Raw genomic sequence first — 1,249 nt, 5'->3', positions numbered from 1 at the left:
CTGTTAGAGGGAACGCGGAGTGCTGGGAAACTAGCACGCTCCGTGTGGAGCAGGGGAAAAGCTGGAGATCGCATCAAAGGCTTACCTATTGCTACCGATAGTGGAACAACAAAGGAGCAGTTTACTACGGCAGCTACTCCCTTTTTTATTAAGCTAAAGGGCAGGTTAGTTGAAACAGTGGCTGTCAAATGGCGAAAATACTCATTGGATAATAAATGTCATTCTGGAATATAGCTTTACTCAAAGGGGATAATACCTGCAAAACTACTTCCAGAGGTGGCGTGAGCCCATGAAAAAGTTGGTTGAAATATGTATGGTGTTTGCTGGACTATTCTCCTCGATACAAATTGCAAATGCAAGTATTCAACCAAAATTAAAAACAGAGGATGTTTTATCTATTCAAACAAAACGTATGTCTGGTGATTCTAGATTATTTAAGGAAAGCGACGGATATGAAGAAGTAATCATCAATAAGGTTGTTAAATGGATAAACACATCAAATCCTTCCGAAGGACAAACTGAGCTAAATATATGCCCCATCTCTAAATTGGAAATAAGAATGAAAAACGGGGATATTGCAGTTATTGAACCTGCCTATAATTGTATACTTGAGAACCAAAAAAAGTCATGCACAATAGCAGATGGCGAGGTTTTATTTACCCAAAATAATACAGAAGTTCGATTGAAATCACTTGAGTTATTTGATTGGCTGTTAGTCGGGTGGAAATATGAAAGTATTGGAGCTCCCAAAGAAGAGCTACTTGAAGAAACCTTATATACCAGATATTTTTCCTACCTTGACAAAACATACTCAGACTTTATCATGTGTCCAAAAATAGACAAAATCGAAAGAATAAATGGCGATACAAGAAGACATATCGTACATGCAAGTGCGTTAAATTATAGTGCACATCATGGTGACGTTCCTTATGAAAGAATTCATATCACGTTAACTGATACTCCAGAAAATGGTGTGAAAATAAATAAAGTTACAGTCCAAAAAGGTATTTCTGGAAAAGAAAGCAGTATACAATGTAGACGGGAGAACTAAAAAACTTGTTGAACTCCCATGGAAGAACGAAATTACTTCCGTAATCTGTGGTGCGGCGCTTGCGCTGCACGTATGGCTAACGGGACAGTATGACAAGTTCTGTATAAGCGCTTTACAGCGCGAAAAAACAGAGATTTCATGAAATGAAATCTAACTTTACAACCGAGGATGGGAATGACGGAACCATGTATCCTGAAA

At 38.2% G+C, this 1,249-nt stretch carries 2 protein-coding genes; both read left to right on the top strand.

Annotated features, from left to right (window positions below; translation table 11 throughout):
* Positions 1-234, top strand: a 234-nt coding sequence (locus tag AC1D7X_RS25770; protein WP_495476436.1) for a hypothetical protein, incomplete at its 5' end; no start/stop codon positions are given.
* Between the two features lie 55 nt (positions 235-289).
* Complete coding sequence (locus tag AC1D7X_RS25765) at positions 290-1,051, top strand: hypothetical protein (protein ID WP_495454691.1); 762 nt, start codon at positions 290-292, stop codon at positions 1,049-1,051.
* The last annotated feature ends 198 nt before the right edge of the window (positions 1,052-1,249 follow it).

It is taken from the genome of Paenibacillus sp. Y568, assembly GCF_059445545.1.
Note: the sequence above shows the minus strand (reverse complement) of the source record. Positions and strands in the feature narration are given on the sequence as shown.

Bases quoted from the DNA above. Each gene is read 5' to 3' on its own strand.
- AC1D7X_RS25765 (WP_495454691.1), top strand. From the start codon at position 290: ATGAAAAAGTTGGTTGAAATATGTATGGTGTTTGCTGGACTATTCTCC.